21 protein-coding genes are annotated in these 16,846 nt (G+C 66.9%); 11 read left to right on the top strand and 10 right to left on the bottom strand.

Annotated elements, in window-relative coordinates:
• Positions 1-2 precede the first annotated feature (2 nt).
• The 6 genes from B0W88_RS06180 to B0W88_RS06160 all read right to left on the bottom strand — a co-directional run bounded on the left by B0W88_RS06180 (position 3) and on the right by B0W88_RS06160 (position 4,326).
• Complete coding sequence (locus B0W88_RS06180; protein WP_077033786.1) at positions 3-488, bottom strand: hypothetical protein; 486 nt, start codon at positions 486-488, stop codon at positions 3-5.
• Positions 485-1,231 (bottom strand): StbB family protein, encoded by a 747-nt coding sequence (stbB, locus tag B0W88_RS33490; RefSeq protein WP_077033785.1) that lies wholly within the window; start codon positions 1,229-1,231, stop codon positions 485-487. Before stbB ends, B0W88_RS06180 begins: the two co-directional genes overlap by 4 nt.
• A complete protein-coding gene (locus B0W88_RS32890) occupies positions 1,228-1,659 on the bottom strand; it encodes a hypothetical protein (protein ID WP_144006633.1) in 432 nt (143 codons plus the stop codon). The genes stbB and B0W88_RS32890 overlap by 4 nt, the downstream gene beginning before the upstream one ends.
• 368 nt (positions 1,660-2,027) lie before the next feature.
• A complete protein-coding gene (locus B0W88_RS06170; RefSeq protein WP_077033784.1) occupies positions 2,028-3,410 on the bottom strand; it encodes a HipA domain-containing protein in 1,383 nt (460 codons plus the stop codon).
• Positions 3,407-3,703 (bottom strand): helix-turn-helix domain-containing protein, encoded by a 297-nt coding sequence (locus B0W88_RS06165; RefSeq protein ID WP_077033783.1) that lies wholly within the window; start codon positions 3,701-3,703, stop codon positions 3,407-3,409. The genes B0W88_RS06170 and B0W88_RS06165 overlap by 4 nt, the downstream gene beginning before the upstream one ends.
• A gap of 254 nt (positions 3,704-3,957) precedes the next feature.
• Positions 3,958-4,326 carry a MerR family transcriptional regulator gene (locus B0W88_RS06160; protein ID WP_077033782.1) on the bottom strand — a complete coding sequence of 123 codons (369 nt, stop codon included), beginning with the start codon at positions 4,324-4,326 and terminating at the stop codon, positions 3,958-3,960.
• A gap of 107 nt (positions 4,327-4,433) precedes the next feature.
• Between B0W88_RS06160 and B0W88_RS06155 the strand changes: the two genes are divergently transcribed.
• The gene (locus B0W88_RS06155; RefSeq protein ID WP_369973847.1) at positions 4,434-4,817 is read left to right on the top strand and encodes a hypothetical protein; all 384 of its coding nucleotides are present in this window, start codon (positions 4,434-4,436) and stop codon (positions 4,815-4,817) included.
• Between the two features lie 5 nt (positions 4,818-4,822).
• Here the strand turns inward: B0W88_RS06155 and B0W88_RS06150 are convergent, their stop codons facing one another.
• Positions 4,823-5,065 carry a glutaredoxin gene (locus B0W88_RS06150; protein WP_077033780.1) on the bottom strand — a complete coding sequence of 81 codons (243 nt, stop codon included), beginning with the start codon at positions 5,063-5,065 and terminating at the stop codon, positions 4,823-4,825.
• A 128-nt stretch (positions 5,066-5,193) separates the two neighbouring features.
• On the opposite strand from B0W88_RS06150, the gene B0W88_RS06145 reads away from it, so the two are divergent.
• A complete protein-coding gene (locus B0W88_RS06145; RefSeq protein WP_077033779.1) occupies positions 5,194-5,511 on the top strand; it encodes a hypothetical protein in 318 nt (105 codons plus the stop codon).
• A gap of 418 nt (positions 5,512-5,929) precedes the next feature.
• Here the strand turns inward: B0W88_RS06145 and B0W88_RS06140 are convergent, their stop codons facing one another.
• Entirely contained in the window at positions 5,930-6,841 is a 912-nt protein-coding gene (locus B0W88_RS06140) for an AraC family transcriptional regulator (RefSeq protein ID WP_077033778.1), read from the bottom strand.
• Positions 6,842-6,903: 62 nt separating this feature from the next.
• Positions 6,904-7,653, bottom strand: coding sequence for an SDR family oxidoreductase (locus B0W88_RS06135; RefSeq protein ID WP_077033777.1), 750 nt, complete (start codon positions 7,651-7,653; stop codon positions 6,904-6,906).
• 243 nt (positions 7,654-7,896) lie between these two features.
• Between B0W88_RS06135 and B0W88_RS06130 the strand changes: the two genes are divergently transcribed.
• The 3 genes from B0W88_RS06130 to B0W88_RS06120 are packed head-to-tail and all read left to right on the top strand — an operon-like array spanning position 7,897 to position 11,260.
• Positions 7,897-9,228 (top strand): metallophosphoesterase, encoded by a 1,332-nt coding sequence (locus tag B0W88_RS06130; protein WP_077033776.1) that lies wholly within the window; start codon positions 7,897-7,899, stop codon positions 9,226-9,228.
• Positions 9,229-9,281: 53 nt separating this feature from the next.
• Complete coding sequence (locus tag B0W88_RS06125; protein WP_077033775.1) at positions 9,282-9,956, top strand: PEP-CTERM sorting domain-containing protein; 675 nt, start codon at positions 9,282-9,284, stop codon at positions 9,954-9,956.
• Positions 9,953-11,260: a cytochrome-c peroxidase gene (locus B0W88_RS06120; RefSeq protein ID WP_077033774.1), complete on the top strand. Its 1,308-nt coding sequence runs from the start codon at positions 9,953-9,955 to the stop codon at positions 11,258-11,260. Before B0W88_RS06125 ends, B0W88_RS06120 begins: the two co-directional genes overlap by 4 nt.
• On the opposite strand, the gene B0W88_RS06115 is transcribed toward B0W88_RS06120, so the two are convergent.
• Positions 11,257-12,150, bottom strand: coding sequence for a LysR family transcriptional regulator (locus B0W88_RS06115; protein ID WP_077033773.1), 894 nt, complete (start codon positions 12,148-12,150; stop codon positions 11,257-11,259). The genes B0W88_RS06120 and B0W88_RS06115 overlap by 4 nt on opposite strands.
• An 84-nt stretch (positions 12,151-12,234) precedes the next feature.
• Between B0W88_RS06115 and B0W88_RS06110 the strand changes: the two genes are divergently transcribed.
• The 6 genes from B0W88_RS06110 to B0W88_RS06085 are packed head-to-tail and all read left to right on the top strand — an operon-like array spanning position 12,235 to position 16,845.
• Positions 12,235-12,915 carry a substrate-binding domain-containing protein gene (locus B0W88_RS06110; RefSeq protein WP_077033772.1) on the top strand — a complete coding sequence of 227 codons (681 nt, stop codon included), beginning with the start codon at positions 12,235-12,237 and terminating at the stop codon, positions 12,913-12,915.
• Positions 12,912-13,931 (top strand): amidohydrolase family protein, encoded by a 1,020-nt coding sequence (locus tag B0W88_RS06105; protein WP_077033771.1) that lies wholly within the window; start codon positions 12,912-12,914, stop codon positions 13,929-13,931. The genes B0W88_RS06110 and B0W88_RS06105 overlap by 4 nt, the downstream gene beginning before the upstream one ends.
• A 5-nt stretch (positions 13,932-13,936) precedes the next feature.
• Complete coding sequence (ligK, locus tag B0W88_RS06100; protein WP_077033770.1) at positions 13,937-14,620, top strand: 4-carboxy-4-hydroxy-2-oxoadipate aldolase/oxaloacetate decarboxylase; 684 nt, start codon at positions 13,937-13,939, stop codon at positions 14,618-14,620.
• Between the two features lie 11 nt (positions 14,621-14,631).
• Positions 14,632-15,549: an amidohydrolase family protein gene (locus B0W88_RS06095; RefSeq protein ID WP_077033769.1), complete on the top strand. Its 918-nt coding sequence runs from the start codon at positions 14,632-14,634 to the stop codon at positions 15,547-15,549.
• Entirely contained in the window at positions 15,549-15,977 is a 429-nt protein-coding gene (gene ligA, locus B0W88_RS06090) for a protocatechuate 4,5-dioxygenase subunit alpha (protein WP_077033768.1), read from the top strand. The genes B0W88_RS06095 and ligA overlap by 1 nt, the downstream gene beginning before the upstream one ends.
• A 1-nt stretch (position 15,978) precedes the next feature.
• Positions 15,979-16,845 carry a class III extradiol dioxygenase subunit beta gene (locus B0W88_RS06085; protein WP_077033767.1) on the top strand — a complete coding sequence of 289 codons (867 nt, stop codon included), beginning with the start codon at positions 15,979-15,981 and terminating at the stop codon, positions 16,843-16,845.
• Position 16,846 lies beyond the last annotated feature (1 nt).

Raw genomic sequence — 16,846 nt, 5'->3', positions numbered from 1 at the left:
GGTCAGGGCGAAGTCCAACGCCACCACATCCAAATGGCAAGCGGCCCCGATAGCGCGAACGTCACCGACGCGGTGACCAGATGCCACAGCCATTGGTCTCGAAGTGACCGCCTCTGTTCGGCCAGGCGTTGCGTCGCCGCCGCCAGACGCTGCAACGTCAGGTTCGCCTGGTCACCGAACACGGCCTGTGCAGTCTCGCGGATCTCTAGCTTCTGCGCCTCCACGGTCCGCTGCGTCGTCTTCCCGACGCTCTCCGCGATAGCGGCGGCCGTCTGTCGCCGGGCCCGTTCCGTCATCGCCAGCATCCGCGCATCGAAGGACGTCAGCTCGGCGGCGAGTCGAGCCGTCAGCTCCGCATGGACCCGCATGAGGTCCTTCCGTGACGCCGCCATTGCAGGAATCAGCGTCTGGGCCAGTGCCAGCACCTGGCTCAGGTCGCCGATCAATTCAGCGATCAGGGCTTCGCGCGCGGAGGTCTCGGACCTCATGACGCGGCGCCGACGGCCGAGGGCATCGCCTGCGGGACTTCAACGCCTTGCAGGTCCAGCGCCGCGAAGCAGTCGTCGAGCGCGGGGAGGACGCCGAGCGCCAGGCGGCGCCGGGCGAGCCGCCGCGCCAGCGACACGCGCGTGGCGGTATCCGGCGCCGCGACGATCTCGGCCTTGTAGTCGGTGGGGTCCGCCGCGACGGTCCTCAGGTCGGTGCCCGAGCCGTTCATGAGGGCGTACACCTCATTCAGCTCCAGGCAGGCGTCCAGCGAGCAGCGCGCCAGCGGCGCTTCCTGCAGGAAGGACAGCAGGGGCCCAAACGCCTGCTTCAGCTCCGCGCGCTCATCGACCATGTTGAAGACCACGCGGACCTTGTCCGCGGGAACGCCCAGGCGGGACAGCTCGGCCAGCGTGGCCATCGTGTCCCGCTGCTGCTTGCGGGCGGCCACCGCCGGCACGATGAAGACGTCGAAGTCCTCATGGCTGCCCCGGTAGCGGCGCATCAAGCCCAGCAGGTCTTCCACGTTGCTCGCGCCGATGTCCACGATCACGTTGTCGACGAGTTGCATGAACTCCTGCAGCTCGGCGAACTGGCGTCCGCGGATGACGTGGTCCTCGTCCTCGCCGGCGTTCACGCTCTCGATGGCAATGACGCGGGAGCCTGGCAGGCGGGGCGCCAGGAGGTGGCGGGCGATCGTGGACTTGCCTACGTTCCCGGAGAAGCTCAGTACAGCGACTTTCATGGTGGGTCCTTTCCTTCAAGCAGGCTTAGCAGCGAGTTGGGGCAGTGGGTCTCCCAGAACTGGTCGGCGATGTCCTTGCCGCTGCGCGTGTCGCCGGAGAAGCCGGTCGGATGGGCCGCGCCGGCAGGCGAGGGGATCGCAGGAGCTTGGCGGCGCGGGGCGGACGCCGGCACAGGGCCATCGGCTCGCGGCAAGGCTTGGCCGGACGGCGAGGAAATGCCAGCCGCAGGAGGGCAGGGGACGACAGCCGGTGGACGGGCCGCCTCACGCTTGATCGTGGTGCGCCCCACGACGACGCCCGCATCAAGCAGCGCCAGGCGGATCGCCTCGAAGGTGTAGCCGGCTGCGCGCAGGCGATGGATCTCGGTGCTGAACGCCAGCGCCTTGCGATCACGTCGGCCGGGTGGGTGCGTGGGGCTGAGGAACATCGACTTCGCCGTATGGGTCACGCATGTAGTGTGCGACCGGGAGGAGGCGAGGAGCGCGCTGGATTTGGACTCAAATTCAGCAGCGGGACGGCATGGGACTTCACTCAGCAGCGTGGTCCGCGTTTGGTCCGCCTTTAACCCCAGAGACCAGCAAGCGCGAGGCTGCCTGGGCTTGCTTCGGACGGGTGGTCCGGGTTTGATTCGGCTACGGTCCGCGGTTGGTCCGCGGTCATGGGACCGGCGGCGAAACTCGCCTCGAATGGGCAAGCCATCGAGGGCTGTTTCGGTCGAAACGAAGTCTCAATGCGTTAGTGCAGGATAGGCTGGCCGCCAGCATTTGGATGCCGAGAAAGGTGTGGCGCGGCTTTTCACAGGAACTTGCCTTTTATCTTCGCGGCTTCATCAGCCAACTCGGTAAGCCGAGTGGCCTGTCCCACGATGAAATCCCGGAGCAGCCCCGCGAAGGCTTGCTCGGCCTCGTCGATGTAGTCGGCGGCCTGTGCCTGCAGCGATGCGTGCTCCGTCGCGAGCTTGGCCATCCGCCTGGCCTCGCGCTTGAGCAGTTGCCGGTCGACACGGCACCGCTGCGCAAAATCCGCCAACGCAAAGGCTGTCACCTCTTCCAGCGAAAACGCGTCGCCCCAGGCCATGGCCAACTGATGGTCGATGCCGGGGTATTGCACGACGCTGACAAGGTCGTACCAAGGGGCCGGCTCCAGGCCCTCGCGATGGACGAAGAACGAGAAGTTCTTGCCATGGGCGTCGCTGTTGCCAATCAGGAACTGGAACAGCGCCCATCGCAACAAGGTCATGCGGGCTGCGGCCTTGTTCACCGTCTGCTCCACCCGGTCGAACAGGACCTCGAAGCTCACGCCGTCGCGGATGTGGCGCACATGTTCGCCGCTGCCGAGATGCCGTTCGTACTTGTAGGTCGCGGGCAGGTCCGACGCCTGGCAGGCGTCGATGATGTGCCGGCGCTGGACGACAGGGCCAGTCCCTCCCTGCAAGGCGATGCGGTCGAAGCGCCGGACCAGCAATACGGGCCGCGGCGTCCTGTAGATGGCGACATCCGCCACCGGCAACTTCATCCGCCGTGCCAGCGTCATGCAGTAGTGCTCATTGACGACGAGATGCGGCGTCAGTTCCCGTCCGGGGTCGGGTTTGAGGATATGTGTCGAGGCCAGCGGTGGTTCGACGAGAAAGAAGCGACCACCCTCATCCAGCGGGCGGTCGAGGTAGACCATCACCTTGTCCTGGACGCCCGCGATGGACATGCGGACCTTGCCATCCCAAACGGCCAGCGGCATCTGGTCGCGCTCGGCGAGCCGCGTGTCGAGTTCATCGCGGGTCACCTCGCGCGGCGGTGTTGTCACGACGGCAGGAGGGGTTTGGTCCATGGGCCAGAACCGGAAAGCGCCGGTGGTCTCCGCGCCGAGGGCGCTGATGAGCGCGTAAATGTTCGACTTCGACACGTGGAAGGTCGAGGCGGTAATGTCGAGCGCGCGTCCCTCGGGCAGCAGGTTCTCCACGAAGCGCTTCACGGCACCGACGGCATAGCCATTGGCCGGAGGGCGGAAGGGAAGGGCGGGCGACAGCGGAAACGACTCAGCCTGGGCCGCCCATCCTGGGTCGTAGTCCAGCGACCATTGGTCGTTCATGGGCGCATGGCCCAGCGTGGCCACCTTCCGGCCTTCCGCCCAAAGGGTCAGTGCGTAGGGAGTTATGGCGGTTGGGAGGCCGAATTCACTCATGGCTGTTCGGGCGGCTCACCACCAGGCTGCCGCGCGGCCTGCATCATTGGATGACTCTTGGGGCCGAGCATCAGCGCGAGGCCCAAGCTGTCCAGGACGGTCAGCAGCTTGTCTACCCGTACGGAGCCCTTGCCATTTTCCAGACGCGACAGCAGGTCGACGGAGACGCCACTCAGCGAAGCAGCGTCATCAATCCTGAGTGATTGCTCCCGACGGCGAGCACGGATGACCGGGCCGAGATCCGCGGGGGAGTTGATGCGCAGGAGATTGTTGGAAGCGGTTGCGGGCGTCATTTCGGAATTCCAGGAATTTCAGCGCCACCAAGGCGAGTTGACAGACAATTTCTGTAATTCCGAAACTGTACTGCTGTCGATGCGCCGCGGCAAGAAATTCCTTGAACTCCGAAACAAGGCCTGGCCGAAGTTCGCTGCGCACGTCAGCACTGAAATTCCGAAACTCGCGGAGTCTGCCGATTGAGGCTGGTGCTCCTGTTACTAAGGCCGATACGACCGGCCACTTGCTCGCTAAGCGACCCCGCGCAAATCGCTCAGGACGGGGCGAGCGTGCCGTTGACCAGCGGGCAGTCCAGCTTCACCCGAAGCGCAAGCTGCTCTCGCAGGGCGCGCAGTCCGTCGATGCGTGCGTCGATGTCATGCAGCTTTTCGGTGAGCAACTGCCTGATCGCGGGGCCAGGCTCCGCCGCATGCCAGACAGCGGGCAGCCTGTTGCCGATCTCGGCCAAGGTGAAGCCGAGCTTCTGGGCCGTGCGGATGTAGTCGACCAGCAAGCGGGCCTCGTCGGGGTAGTCGCGGTAACCGTTCTCCAGCCGCCGGGAACGGATGAGTCCCTGATCCTCGTAGAACCTGAGAGTGTCGCGGCTGACGCCGGTTGCAGCTGCAAGGTGGCCGATGCGCATGGTGCGGGAGATTGTGCTTGACCTTTGAGTGAGGTCGAGGCTTGAGACTGACGTCCAGATCAACTTCTCGGATGGCCCCAGTGAAGCAAGCTCGATTCATCACCGTCGTGAAGACCAGCGCCTGGTACGACCTGGCCATCACGTGGCCCTTCGCGACGCCGTGGACCTTTGCGCTGCTCTACGGCGTGCTGGGCTCGATGTCCCAGGGGCTGGGATTGCCGGGCGAACTGCCGCCCCGGGATGCGACAAACACGCTGTTCGCGAACCTGATGGGATCCGTCGTGTTGGTGTGGTCGCTGGCGCGAATCCTGTCGCCGAGCGTTCGCCTGGGGCGCCTCGACGGCGTGGCGCGTTGGCTCTTTGCCGCGTGGCAAATCCATGCGGTGATGAGCGGGGGCAGCGCCATCGTGCTGGCGTTCACCGTGATCGAAATGTTGTTCGGGGCGCTGCAGTTCTTGCCGATGGAGGACGAGGCGCGAGAGCAGAGCTGAGTGGCTTACAGCTTCAACTGCGCCAGCGCCGCTTGCAGCCCGGCCACGCCGCCAAGGCGCTGGTCATTGAAGAACACCTGCGGCATCGACCGCACCGACGGCCCGCACTTCTCGTAGAACGCCTTGCGCTGGTCCTCGTCGTCGATCTTCACCTCCTGGAATTCCAGGCTCTTGGACTTCAGGATGCTCTTGACGGTGTCGCACTGCGGGCAGGCGGACTTGGAATAGACGACGATGTTGAGTTGCATGCGGGCAGTCTATGTCTGCGCCGGGAACCCTGCCGGGTGCCGGGCAAGGGTTGTGGTCCACTCCCTTAGCCCTAGCCATCTCCGACTGAACTTCCATGGACTCATCGAGCGCTACCACCCCAGAACGGATGCGGGACATCCTGGATGAGCGAGTCTTCAACTTCGCTCAAGCGGCCCAGCGCCATTTCAAGACCAACGACCTCGTGGTCGTGCTCGACCTCAGGGATGAGGTGCCCGAACTACAGGCCCTGCCGAGGCAGGGGCTCGCCGATGCCCAAGACCTCGCCCTGGACATTCGGCTGAAGTTCTCACGACCCGCAGCTGACCTGAGGGACGTGCTCGGAGCGCCCGAACAATCGTTCTGGTTCCTCGTCGTCTTCGAAGATGAAGAGTCTGAGTGCGCCGTGATCAACGCTTCGATGCTGGTGCCGGGGGGCGATGCCTGAGGGCTTGAGATCACTGGCGTATTCGGTTCCGGATGGGCCATAATGACGTCGCAGTTCTCGCTTCGCTGGTGCGATTTTGGCGGGGGCTGCAGACCAGTTTGGTGTACCCAGCGTGTACCCGGTACAACGGCTAAATGGCAAAGATTAGAGTGACGCGCCATAGGGAAAATCTTTCGATTCCGCCCCAGCCACCAAGATCATTCAGAAGCCCGTCCATCGCGACGGGCTTTTGTCTTTCTGGCTTTGCTCATTCGCTGCCGGCCTGCACGCCGAGGTTCGGTTGCCGTCATCGTCCTGAATCAGCCAGGCGCTCAGCTCATCTCATTTCATCTCCATCGCTGGAGACCTCTGCATCGTGGATCAGCTGGGTTCGCCGGCCCTCGTGTCGGCTTGAATCGCGCCGGCAGCGAAGGAGGAGTCAGGCAGTCGGCACTTGCGGCGAACGCTGGAACTCTCTCGGAGCTTGCCCGACGTGCCGGCTGAATGCGGTGCTGAATGTGCTGGTGGATGCATAGCCGATCCGCTCGGCGACCTCGGCAATGCCCAGGCCCTCGCGCCGCAGCAGATCCTTGGCGATCTCCATGCGCCACGAGAGCAGGTATTCCATGGGCGCCACGCCGACCGTGCGGGTGAAGCGCTCGAAGAACGCGGAGCGGGACAGAGCCGCCGCGCCCGCGAGATGCGCCACGGTCCACGGATGGTCGACCTGCGCATGCATCTGCTTCAGGGCAGGTGCCAGCCGTTCGTCGCCCAATCCCCTGAGCAGACCTGGCGGCGCCTTGCCCGAACTGGTCGATCGCATCGCCTCGATCAGCATCATCCCGACGAGCTGGGACAGCATGAGCTCGTGGCCCGGCTTGCGATCCACGTACTCCTCGCCGACCATCCTGACCAACTGGGCGAGCCGGGTCGAGCCGCGCACGTGAACCACCAGCGGCAGTAGGGAAGCCAGCAGCTTGGGATCGGAAGCTTCGAACAGGAAGGCACCTCCGAGCGACTGCATGTCCGCTTCGCCGTTCGGGTCACCGTAGCGGACCTCGCCCTCTCCACCGATGGTGTTCGGGTCGAGGTGCACCGGTGGCGCCGGGGAGAAGCTCGAAATGGTGAAGGCGGGCGTCGTCGGCAGAAGGACGAAATCGCCCGCAGTCAAGGCGATGGCCTCCTGGCCATCGACAGCGAGCTTGCACTTGCCCGCGAGCATGATGCAGAAGCTGGGTCGTCCGTAGGCCGAGAACCGCACCGCCCAGTCGCCCTTGCCGCTGATGGGATTGGCGAAGACGGCGCGCGGCCTGAGAAGCTTGACGACCTCGGTCAGCGGGTCACTGGTCATCAGGGTCCTGGATGATGGCTGCACAGCGGGCGATTCTGAAGGATGCGGAACAGAGATACCGGTCAATGCGCCCTGGCGTCGGCAAGGGCCAAGGCATCCGCTCCGGCGGCGAAGTGCAGGCGCTTCGTCATGTCGTGGACGGCCTGCCAGACCCCTTCGGCCACCTCCGATTCGTGCGTGACCGCACCCGGATTGGCAAAGGCCGTGAAGATCGGATCGGCGAAGGACCGGTAGGCTTCCGGAATCAGGCCTTGCATGCGCTGACCGCCGTTCTCGGTGAAGCGTGTGCTCGGGCCGTAGCCGGGCTCGACCAGCTTGACGCGGATGTTGAATGCATCGAGTTCGTGGGCGACCGAACCGGTCAGACCCTCGACCGCCGTCTTGCTCGCCGTGTAGACGCCTGCAAGCGGGAAGGCCGCGAGCGTGCAACTGGACGTGACGTTGACGATGACGCCCGCCCTGCGTTCACGGAACTGCGGAATCACGGCTTGCATCATCGCCATGACGCCGAAGGTGTTGGTCTCGAAGACTTCGCGGGCGACGCCCAGCGGCGTGGCTTCGAAGGCGCCGACCAGGCCGATACCGGCGTTGTTGACGAGGGCGTCGATGGGCCCGGCGGCGAGAAGGGCCGACGCGACGCTGTCGGAATCGGTCACGTCCAGCGCGATCACGCGCATCCGCTCAGACCGAGGCAGCAGCTCGGGGCGCGGCTTGCGCATGGTGGCGATGACGTTCCAGCCCATCGCGTGGAAGTGGTGGGCGGTGGCGAGGCCGTAGCCGGAGGAGCAGCCGGTGATGAGAACAGTCTTCATGGTGGTTCCAGTTCATGGAGGGTTGCGGTGACATCACGATAGGCCGCGGCAACAGGATGATCTACGGGCTCCCGTCCTGATTTGTTTTGCGATAGTCCAGGCTGTGGGCGTTCCGAGCGCAGCTGATCCCAGCGCAACCCACGCTGACTTCATCCCGTCATCGTTCCTTGACATGCTCCCGCCCCGCGGCTGCATGACGGCCGTCCCACGAACGAACAAACGAACGAGCCAGCCGAGGTGCACATGCAGAACAAGAAGCCTTTCGCCGCCTGGGCGATGACCCTCCTCACGACCGCCGCCGCGCTGGCCTGCGCCGGCGCGCAGGCGCAGAGCGCCAGCGATCCGGTCGTGCTGTCCTTCGCCACCGTCGGCGATTCCCGCCAGGACAACGTGGCGCCCGACACGTCGCAACTGCCGCTCAGCGGGCAGGACGTGATGTGGATGCAGAACACCAAGGCCTTCGGCCGCATCCTGCGCGAGATCGCGGCGAAGAAGGCCAACCTGCTGTTCTTCAATGGCGACATGGTGCTGGGCTACGGCAACGCCAGCCCGTCCACCGCCGTGACGGACGTGAACTCGGTCGTCAACTCCGACCTGGTGCGCTTCTACACGCAGTACGCCTACTGGCGCGGCATGGCCGCCACGCTGATGGAGGCCGGCACCTACGTCGTGCCGGTGCCCGGCAACCATGAGACGCAGTGCCGTACGGCCACCGCGGCGCCGTCGATCAACGCGACAACCGGCGCCTACGTGCCGCAGACGATCTGCGGCACCGCGCTGGCGGGCGGCGGGGATTCGCTGGGCAGCGTCAATGGCGGCAAGAATGCGATCCCGCAGAACGAGGATGCCTTCCGCGCCAATATGGGCGACCTGATCCTCGACCAGGCCCGCCTGGCCGCGATGCTGCCGAACGGCCAGGCGCTGTCGCACGTCGACCTGGCCGACCACGCGGCCATGGACTATCCCTTCGTGGCCGGCAATGCCAAGGTGCTGGCCGCCGCGCCGCAGAACCAGCTCTCCTACAGCTTCGACGTCGGCAGCAGCCACTTCGTCGTCATCAACAACGACGTCTCCGGCGGCAACGACAACACCGCGCCGGTCAACTGGCTCAACCAGGATCTGCAGGCCGCCAAGCTGCGCGGTGCCCGGGGCTTCTTCGTCTTCGGCCACAAGCCGGCCTACACCTACAACTACGCCGGCAACGGCGGCAAGCTGGCCGGCCTCGATGCCAACGCCTACACCACCGCCAACCGCGACGCCTTCTGGAACGTGATCCAGACCTACGGCGCCACCTACTTCAGCGGCCATCAGCACACCTTCAGCATGGGCCAGCCCAAGGCAGCGCCGAGCGGCAGCCTGCTGCCGCCCTCGTGGCAGGTGATCGTGGGCGCCGGCGGCTCGCCCTTCGACCCGAAGGCCAGCGCCTCGGGCCTGGCGCCGACCGACCGCGACTACGTCTACGCCGTCGTCAACATCCTGCAGAGCGGCAACGTCGTGCTCAACGTCTACGGCTTCACCTCGGCCTACGGCCCGACCAAGCTGATCGGCCAGGCGACGATCGCGCCGGTGCAGTGATGGCCGGCGACGACACCCGAACGACAACGAAGAAGCTCCGGAGCCCTCGACCCATGAACACCTTCAACCGCGCCGCGCTGGCCCTTGTCGCGGCGGCCTGCTTCGCCTCTCAGGCAAACGCGGCCACGACCACCGTCCTCGACACCGGTAAGCCCAGTGGCGGCGTTGTCGGCGCCCTCAGCATCGACGCCGTGGACTGGATGGCCGAGAGCTTCACGCTGAGTTCGAAGACGACGATCGACAGCGTCCTGACCTACGTGCAGTCGACCGCTTTCGACGAGGGCCAGGGCTTCACCGTGGCGCTGTACGCCGCCACCAGCAAGGGCGGCGCCCTGGTGCCGGCCATCAATTTCTTCGCCGACCAGCAGGGCCAGCTGCAGCAGTTCAGCGCCACCTTCACCGGCAACGGCGGCTGGATCGGCCAGTCGGGCCTGAACTGGACGCTGGACGCCGGCACCTACTTCATCGCCGTCGAGACCGATGGCAATGGCGTGCAGGGCCTGGTGCTGCCGACCGGTGGCCTGAGCCGGCTGCCTGGCGCCGTCGCCTACTACACCGGCGGCTCGGGCTATGACGCCGATCCGTCGGTGGCTGCCGACGCCTTCGGCCTGCGCGTCACCGCGGTGTCCGCCGTGCCGGAGCCGGCGTCGATGGCGCTGATGCTGCTGGGCATGGCCGGCGTCGCTGCCGCTGCCGGCCGCCGTCGTAGCAATAACGACCGGTCTTGAAGTCCGGGCTCGTTGCCGCCCTGACGGCCGGCGCGCTGGCGCTGCCGATCGCCATCGCCTGGGCCTGCTCCGGCGAGGCCCTGCCCGAGATCGGCACCGAGCTGTACCACCCCGGCGTCTATGGCGACCGGCCCAAGGTCGAGGACCTGCAGGCGCTGGGCCGCAAGATCTTCTTCGACCCGAGCCTGTCGGCCTCGGGTCGGCAGTCCTGCGCGAGCTGCCATGACCCGAAGAGCGCCTTCGGCCCGCCCAACGCGCTGGCCGTGCAGCCCGGCGGTCCGAAGCTGGACCGGCTGGGCTTCCGCAGCACGCCCTCGCTGACCTATCTGCATTCGCCGATCGCCTTCACCGAGCACTTCTACGAGTCGGAGCCCAACGGCAGCGGCGGCGACGACGAAGGCCCGACCGGCGGCCGCACCTGGGACGGCCGCGTCAACACCGGCCACGACCAGGCGCTGATGCCGCTGCTCGACCCGAACGAGATGGGCAACAAGGATCATCGTGAAGTGCTGCAGCGGCTGATGAAGGCACCCTACGCCGACGAGTTCAAGGCCCTGCTGAGCGCGCCCGGCGAGAACGTGTTCGACGACCTGAAGGCCAGCATCGCCTGGGTCACCGTCGCGCTGGAAGCCTACGAGGGCTCGCCGGCCGAGTTCCACGCCTTCACAAGCAAGTACGACGCCTACCTGCGCGACGAGGCGGAGCTGAAACCGGCCGAGCTGCGCGGGCTGGCGCTGTTCAACGACATGAAGAAGGGCAATTGCGCGAGCTGCCACACCAGCAGCCACAAGAACCCGGGCAGCCACCTGCCGATCTTCAGCGACTTCGGCCACGTCGCGCTGGCGGTGCCGCGCAATGCCGGCCTGCCCGCGAACCGCGACCCGGCCTTCTTCGACCTGGGCCTGTGCGGCCCGCTACGCAGCGACCTGGCCAGCCATCCGGAATACTGCGGCGCCTTCCGCACGCCGACGCTGCGCAACGTGGCCCGCAAGAAGAGCTTCTTCCACAACGGCGCGATGCATTCACTGCGCGATGTGGTCGAGTTCTATGCCACCCGCGACACCAACCCGGCCAAGTGGTACGGCCGCGATGCCGCCGGCAAGCCGCGCCGCTACGACGACCTGCCCGAGCGCTACTGGGGCAATGTCAATGCCGATGTGCCCTTCAAGCCGCTGAAGAACGGCCAGCCGCGCCTGAACGCGCGCGAGATCGACGACATCGTGGCCTTCCTGTCCACCTTGTCCGATGGGTACACGGCCTATGTGCCGAAGCCGATCGTGGCCGCCGCCGCCGCCGGCCGCTAGCCCGGCGACTTCACCATCTGCACCAGCACCGCTGCGAGCTGCCGCATCAAGGGCGTGGCGCGCCGGCTTGCGGGCGTCACCAGGCACAGCGTGCTGCTCAGCAGGCTCGCGTCGCTGAAGCGCGTCAGCTTGATGCGCCCCGGTTGCCCGTAGGCCTGCAGCGCGTTCTCGTCCAGCGCCGCGTGGCCGATGCCGGCGGCGACCAGATCCATGATGGCCGGCACGCTGGAGACCTCCCAGGCCACGTTCAGCTGCACGCCGGCCTGCGCGGCGGCCGCTTCCAGCAGGCTGCGAAAGATCTGACCCCGTTGCGGCAGCACCAGCGGCAGCTTGGCCAGGGCCTCCAGCGACAGTGGCCCCTTCTTCGGCGCCTGGTCGGCGGCGCTGAACAGGCACAGCTCGTCGCGGCGCAGCGGCAGGATGTCCAGTGCCGGCAGCGGCTCGGGGTTGTAGATCATCGCCAGGTCGCAGCGGCCGGTCAGCAGCCATTCGGTGAGGTGCACCGAGAAGCCTTCCATGATGGCCAGCTCGCCGCGCGGGAACGCGGTCTTGAAATGCTGGACCAGCGGCAGCGTGAGCAGCCGCGCCTGCGTCGGCGGCATCGCCAGCGTGATGCGGCCCACCGGCTCGTTGCGCAGCGCCTGCAGGTCGGCGCGGGCCTGCCCGACCAGTTGCAGGATGTCCTGCCCGTGCTCCAGCAGGCGCTGGCCGGCGTCGGTCAGGCGCACGCCGCGGCCGTGGCGCAGCAGCAGGGTCTCGCGCAGCTCGGTCTCCAGCGCGCGCACCTGCCGGCTCAAGAGCGGCTGCGCCATGCCGGCGACGAGCGCGGCGCGGCTGAAACTGCCGTGCTCGGCGACGAGGACGAAGGCTTCGATCTGCGTGAGCGTCATGGCTTTGACTATGCCAGATTGATATACCAGCTAGCCGGAGCCAGAACTAGGCCGATAGGGCTGGGCTGAACACAATCGGCTCCCATGCAGACCCTCACCGGCATCACCTCCATGGCCACCCGCGCGCTGGCGGCGGACCTCGCGGCCCGCTTCGCAGAGGCGCACGGGCGGCCCGTCGATCTCCAATCCGGCGGCGGCGTCGACGTAGCCAGGCGCATCCGGGCCGGCGAGCGCTTCGACCTCGTGCTGCTGGCCGAGGACGCCTTGCAGAAGCTGGCTGCCGAGGGCTTCGTCCAGGCGGTGCATTCCTTCGCCGATTCGGAAGTGGTCGTCGCAGTGCCCGAGGGTCGCGCGGCGCCGGACATCAGCAACGAGACCGCACTGCGCGATGCGGTGCTGACCGCGAAAACCATCGGCTACTCGACCGGTCCCAGCGGCACCTCCCTGCTGCAGCGCTTCGAGGCCTGGGGCCTGACGGAAACGCTGAAGCCGCGACTCATGCAAGCCCCCACCGGCATCCCCGTCGCCACGCTGCTGGCGCGCGGCGAGGTGGACCTCGGCTTCCAGCAACGCTCCGAACTGCAGGGCGCCCCCGGCATCACCTTGCTCGGCGCGCTGCCCGAGGCCGTCGCCATCCGAACGCGCTTCAGCGCCGCGCTCGGTGCCGACGCATCCGAAGGCGCGCAAGCCCTGCTCGAATTCTTCTGTGCCGCCTCGGCGGCTGACCTCAAGCTGGGCCACGGCATGGCCCCACCCACACCATGATCATCGACGTCCACGGTCACTACACCACAGCCCCCGCCGCCCTCGGCGCCTGGCGCGACCAGCAGGTCGCCGCCTTGCCCGGCCGCGGCCCCTCGGCCTCGGCGCTGAAGATCAGCGACGACGAGCTGCGCGAGTCCATCGAGACCAACCAGCTGAAGAAGATGCAGGAGCGCGGCAGCGACCTGACCATCTTCAGCCCGCGCGCCAGCTTCATGGCCCACCACATCGGCGACTTCGAGACCTCGTCCACCTGGGCCGCGATCTGCAACGAGCTGTGCTTCCGCGTGAGCCAGCTCTTCCCCGACCACTTCGTGCCCGCCGCGATGCTGCCGCAGAGCCCCGGCGTCGACCCGGCCACCTGCATCCCCGAGCTGGTCAAGTGCGTGGAGCAGTACGGCAATGTCGGCCTCAACCTGAACCCGGATCCCTCCGGCGGCCACTGGACCAGCCCGCCGCTGACGGACCGCTCGTGGTACCCGATCTACGAGAAGATGGTCGAGTACGACATCCCGGCGATGATCCACGTCAGCACCAGCTGCAACGCCTGCTTCCACACGACCGGCGCCCACTACCTGAACGCCGACACGACGGCCTTCATGCAGTGCCTGCAGGGCGACCTGTTCAAGGACTTCCCGACGCTCAAGTTCCTGATCCCGCACGGCGGCGGCGCGGTGCCCTACCACTGGGGCCGCTTCCGCGGCCTGGCGCAGGAGATGAAGAAGCCGCTGCTGAGCGATCACCTGCTGAACAACATCTTCTTCGACACCTGCGTCTACCACCAGCCGGGCATCGACCTGCTGACGAAGGTGATCCCGGTCAAGAACGTGCTGTTCGCCTCCGAGATGATCGGCGCCGTGCGCGGCATCGACCCGGAGACCGGCCACTACTACGACGACACCAAGCGCTATATCGAGGCCGCCGCGCTCAGCAACGAAAACCGCCTGGCGATCTTCGAGGGCAACGCCCGCCGCGTCTTCGCGCGTCTCGACACCCAACTGAAGGCCAAGGGGCTCTGAACACCATGTACGAACTCGGCGTCTGCTACCGCAACATCACCCGCGCGGACCGCGCGGCCACCGATGCCCTCGCTGCCCTGGGCAGCGCCACCGTCCATGAGGCGCAAGGCCGCGTCGGCCTGTTGCAGCCCTATATGCGGCCGATCTACCGCGGCGCGCAGGTCAGCGGCACGGCGGTGACCGTGCTGCTGCAACCGGGCGACAACTGGATGCTGCACGTCGCGGCCGAGCAGATCCAGCCGGGCGACATCGTCGTCGCCGCCGTCACCGCCGAGTGCACCGACGGCTACTTCGGCGACCTGCTGGCCACCAGCTTCCAGGCGCGCGGCGCGCGCGGCCTGATCATCGATGCCGGCGTGCGCGACGTGAAGACGCTGCAGGAGATGGGCTTCCCGGTCTGGAGCAAGGCGATCAGCGCCAAGGGCACGGTCAAGGCCACGCCCGGATCGGTCAACGTGCCGGTGGTCTGCGCCGGCATGTGGGTGCGGCCCGGTGACGCGGTGGTGGCCGATGACGACGGCATCGTCTGCGTGCCGCGCGAGAAGGTCGCCGAGGTGCTGGCCGCCGCGCAGGCCCGCGAGGCCAACGAGGGCGCCAAGCGCGAGCAGCTCGCGTCCGGTGTGCTGGGCCTGGACATGTACAAGATGCGCGAGCCGCTGGCCAAGGCCGGCTTGCGCTATATCGACTGATCGGGAGCGCCATGAGCTTCGACAAGACCCCCGGCTGGCTCGACTGGTACGCCGGCCCGAGCAAGCCCCGCTTCCAGCTGCCGCCCGGCAGCGTGGACGCGCACTGCCACGTCTTCGGTCCCGGCGACGAGTTCCCCTTCGCCCCCGAGCGCAAGTACACGCCTTGCGACGCCAGCAAGGCCCAGCTGTTCGCGCTGCGCGACCATCTCGGCTTCGCGCGCAACGTGATCGTGCAGGCCACCTGCCACGGCGCCGACAACCGCGCGCTGGTCGATGCCTGCATCGCGAGCGAAGGCCGCGCCCGCGGCGTCGCCACCGTGCGCCGTTCGATCACCGATGAAGAGCTCGAAGCGCTGCATGCCGCCGGCGTGCGCGGCGTGCGCTTCAACTTCGTCAAGCGCCTGGTGGACTTCACACCCAAGGACGAGCTGATGGAGATCGCCGGCCGCATCCAGCGCCTGGGCTGGCATGTGGTGATCTATTTCGAAGCGGTCGACCTGCCGGAGCTGTGGGACTTCTTCACCACGCTGCCGACGACGGTGGTCGTGGACCACATGGGCCGCCCGGATGTGAGCAAGCCCATCGACGGCCCCGAGTTCGCGTTGTTCCTGAAGTTCATGCGCGAGCATCCGAACGTCTGGAGCAAGGTGAGCTGCCCGGAGCGCCTGTCCCACAGTGGTCCGCCGGCCTTGAACGGCGAGCAGGCCGCCTACCGCGACGTCGTGCCCTTCGCCAGGCGCATCGTCGAGGAGTTCCCCGACCGCGTGCTGTGGGGCACCGACTGGCCGCACCCGAACCTGAAGGACCACATGCCCGACGACGGCCTGCTGGTGGACTTCATCCCGCACATCGCGCCTAACGCCGAACTTCAGCGCAAACTCCTCGTCGACAACCCGATGCGGCTGTACTGGCCCGAGGAGCAACGCTGATGTCATTGAACAAACCGTACCTCGACATCCCCGGCACGACCATCTTCGACGCGGACATGGCACGCAAAGGCTATTGGCTCAACCAGTTCTGCATGTCCTTGATGAAGGCCGAGAACCGCGAGCGCTTCAAGGCCGACGAGGTGGCCTACCTGGCCGAGTGGCCGATGACCGAGGCGCAGAAGGCCGCGGTGATGGCCCGCGACCTGAACGAGTGCATCCGCCTGGGCGGCAACATCTACTTCCTCGCCAAGCTCGGCGCCACCGACGGCCGCAGCTTCCAGCAGATGGCCGGCAGCATGACCGGCATGAGCGAGGAACAGTACCGCGCGATGATGCTGGCCGGCGGCCGCTCGGCGGAGGGCAACCGCCGCCTCGGCGAGCACGGCGATGCCCAGCCGAAGCAAGACAGCAGCAAGAAGGACATCTGAAGTGGCCCGCATCACCGCCTCCGTCTACACCTCCCACGTGCCCGCCATCGGCGCCGCGCTCGACATGAAGCGCGACGGCGACGACTACTGGCGCCCGCTGTTCGCCGGCTACGAGCCCTCCAAGGCCTGGCTGCGCGAGAACAAGCCCGACGTCGTCTTCCTGGTCTACAACGACCACGCCACCGCCTTCAGCCTGGATCTGATCCCGACCTTCGCCATCGGCACCGCGGCCAGCTTCAAGCCGGCCGACGAGGGCTGGGGCGCGCGCCCGGTGCCGGTCGTGCAGGGCCACCCGGAACTGGCGGCGCACATCTCGCAGTCGGTGATCCAGGAGGACTTCGACCTCACCATCGTCAACAAGATGGACGTGGACCACGGCCTCACCGTGCCGCTCTCGCTGATGTGCGGGGAGAAAGAGCCGGCCGACAGCGCCTGGCCCTTCGCGGTGATCCCCTTCGCGGTCAACGTCGTGCACTACCCGGTGCCCTCGGGCCGGCGCTGCTTCCAGATCGGCCAGGCGATTCGCCGCGCGGTCGAGAGCTTCGACGGTGACCTCAACGTGCAGATCTGGGGCACCGGCGGCATGAGCCACCAGCTGCAGGGCCCGCGCGCCGGGCTGATCAACCGCGAGTGGGATAACCGCTTCCTGGACCAGCTGATCGCCGACCCGGCCGGCCTGTCCGAGAAGCCCCATATCGACTACGTCCGCGAGGCCGGCTCCGAGGGCATCGAGCTGGTGATGTGGCTGATCGCGCGCGGCGCGATGTCCGATGTCGCCGGCGGCCCCGCCCCGACTTTGCGCCACCGCTTCTATCACGTGCCAGCCTCCAACACGGCGGTCGGCCATCTGATCCTGGAAAACAACTGAC

This window comes from Pelomonas sp. KK5 (assembly GCF_001984095.1).
Classification (GTDB): Bacteria; Pseudomonadota; Gammaproteobacteria; order Burkholderiales; family Burkholderiaceae_C; genus KK5.
This window is presented reverse-complemented; position numbering and strand designations above follow the sequence as displayed.